We start from the raw sequence: 1343 nt of genomic DNA on the forward strand, positions 1-1343 counted from the left end.
CCGCGAGCGGCGCCATCTTGCGCGAGATCACGCGGCTCGCGCGGCGCGCCACGAGCGCGAGCGCGAGCGCGCTTCCCGCCGCGGCGCCGACGAGCATGAGGTTCTGCGGGTTGGGAAGCAGGCCGGCGAGGTCGCGCGAGACCCACTGCGGCAGGTACTCGCTGACGAGTGCGCAGGCCCCGCCGCCCTTGAGCGGGAACGCGGCGTAGGTGAGGCCCGAGCCCCCGCCCTCGATCTCCACTGTGCCCGGATCCGCGGCGAGTGCCGCACGGGCCATTTCCGTCGCGTCCTCGAGCCGCGTGCCCTCGAGGTCTGTCATCAGCACGTATCCGTCCTTATTCAGGATGAGGTAGCGGTACGCCGTCGGCACGTCCTGCTGCCCGCAGACGCCGTCGCGTGCCAGGCCCTCCGCGACCTCGCGCGCATTGGCCGGCCCCCAGCTTGCCTCGTAGACGAAGCCCGCGTTGATCGCCGCGGAGAGCGCCATGAACGAGGCGAGCCACGCCGTGGCGACCGCAGCGAACGCGTAGGCGAAGTAGCGCGCGATGACGAAGGAGAGCGGCATGCCCCCACGACCTCGCCCCCCCGGTCCTCAGAGTTGCCACTTGTACCCCATCCCCCAGACGGTCGCGATCGGATCGGCGCCGGCCTCGGAGAGTTTCCTCCGGGCGCGGCTGACCTGCATGGATATGGCCGCGTCGTCGGCGTCGCTCTCCCAGCCGAGCACTGCCTCGCGGATCTGCGCGCGGCTCATGACCTGCCCGGGGTGGCGGGCGAGGTACTCGCAGATGGCGTACTCGGTGGGCGTGAGCGGCACGGCCTCGCCGCCCACGGCGAGGCCGCGCGCCCCGAGGTCGATCCGCACCTCCCCGAAGGAGAGGGCGTGCGAGCGCGGCCGGCGCTCACGGCGTAGATGGGCCGCGACCTTGGCGCGCAGCTCCGCGGCCCCGAAGGGCTTGCGGACGTAGTCGTCGGCGCCCAGGCCGTAGCCGGCCACGGCGTCCTCCTCGGCCACGCGCGCGGTCAGGAAGATGATGGGCCCGTCGAAGTCCGGGCGGATCTGCCGCACGAGCTCGAAGCCGTCGAGCCCCGGCATCATGACGTCGCAGAGCACGAGGTCGAAGCGCGAGAGGTCCGTCCCCGGGACCGCCGTCGGGTCCGCTGCCTTGACGACCTCATGGCCGTCGCGGCTGAGGACGCGCGCGAGCGCGTCGAGGATCGCCCGTTCATCATCCACTGCCAGTATCCTCGCCATGTTCGACCTCCTGAAACTCCCGTCGGCATTGTACTGGCGCCGCGCACAGCGGTCCAGAGCCCCGCGCGCAGCCGCGGGCGCCTCGGCC

General features: G+C 72.4%; 1 protein-coding gene and 1 pseudogene. Both read right to left on the reverse strand.

Annotated elements, in window-relative coordinates:
* Positions 1 to 565 (reverse strand): annotated as a pseudogene (locus DXB98_RS10005) (hypothetical protein); the annotation flags it as partial.
* Between the two features lie 27 nt (positions 566 to 592).
* Positions 593 to 1343: response regulator transcription factor (locus tag DXB98_RS10010; RefSeq protein ID WP_233505163.1), on the reverse strand; the 751-nt coding region annotated here is incomplete at its 5' end.

The sequence above is a fragment of the Collinsella sp. OM07-12 genome, assembly GCF_003438275.1.
Lineage (GTDB): Bacteria > Actinomycetota > Coriobacteriia > Coriobacteriales > Coriobacteriaceae > Collinsella.